The organism is Nonomuraea endophytica (assembly GCF_014203235.1).
GTDB lineage: Bacteria > Actinomycetota > Actinomycetes > Streptosporangiales > Streptosporangiaceae > Nonomuraea > Nonomuraea endophytica.
Genome location: NZ_JACHIN010000047.1, coordinates 1 through 1,078, shown reverse-complemented (window position 1 = coordinate 1,078; position 1,078 = coordinate 1). Strand labels below are relative to the sequence as shown.

Here is a 1,078-nt window from a genome sequence, read left to right as displayed (position 1 = left end):
GCCGTCCTGCCAGCAGTGCCAGATCACGAACAGCCAGGCGCGGGCGAGGATGCGGACGGCGTGCGGGTGGTCGTGGCCGCGGGCTCGGGCCCGGTTGTAGAGGTCGGCGGCCCAGGGGTTGGCGCGTCGGCTGTCACCGGCGAAGTCGCAGACGGCGTCGCGCAGTTGCTTGTCGACCGCCCAGCGGAAGGCGACGTGTTTGACCTTTCCCGATTGCCGGGTGGAGGGAGCGACACCGGCGAGGCAGGCCAGGGCCTCGGGGGTGGGGAAGCGGGCGCGGCAGTCGCCGATCTCGGCCAGCAGCCTGGCTGCCCGGACGGTGCCCGAGCGAGGCAGGGAGGTGAAGATATGAGCGTCAGCGTGCAGGGCGAGTTGCTCGGCGATCTGACGTTCCAGGACGGCGATCTGCTCGTGCAGGCTGGTCAGCACGGCGAGCATCGCCCGGGTGATGTGGGCTTTGGCGGCTCCGTCGTCGCCGATCGCGCCGGTGGGCGCGTCGGCCAGGCGCTGGTGCAGCACCGCGGGGTCGGTGCGGCCGCAGTAGCCGACGCTGCGCAGCCAGACGGCCAGCCGGCGGGGCGAGAGCCAGCCGGCGCGGTCCTGGCAGTCGAAGCGGTGCAGGAACGCCAGGCTGATCGGGCTGTCGATATCGGCGAACAGGCCGACCGCGCCGGGGAAGGCGATCTGCAGGTGGGCGCGCAGCTGGTTGGCCAGCGCCACCCGGTGGGCGACCAGGTCCCGGCGGGCTCGGCAGGTCTGCCGCAGCGTGACCGTGGCGGGGCTGTCGGGAACCAACGGACGCAGCCGGGCCCGGTCGGTGCGCAGAGTGTCGGCCAAGATGAACGCGTCGAACCGGTCGTCTTTGTTACCCGCCGACCCGTAACGGGAGCGCAGGTTCTTCAGCTGGTTCGGGCTGATCACCACTACCGTCAGCTCGGCGTCCAGCAATGCGTCGACGACCTTGCCGTCACCGCGCTCGATCGCCACCTCGGCCACTCCCGCGGCCTGGAGCTTGCGGACCAGATCCCGCAGCCCGGTGCCGGTGTGCGGGACGCTGAACCGTTTGATCGCCCGTCCG

Annotated in this window: 1 protein-coding gene; it reads right to left on the bottom strand. The window is 71.7% G+C overall.

The genetic code is table 11. The features are described 5' to 3' along the window. Positions 1–1,078 (bottom strand): IS110 family RNA-guided transposase (locus HNR40_RS53450; RefSeq protein ID WP_221341940.1); only part of this gene is annotated, 1,078 nt, incomplete at both ends.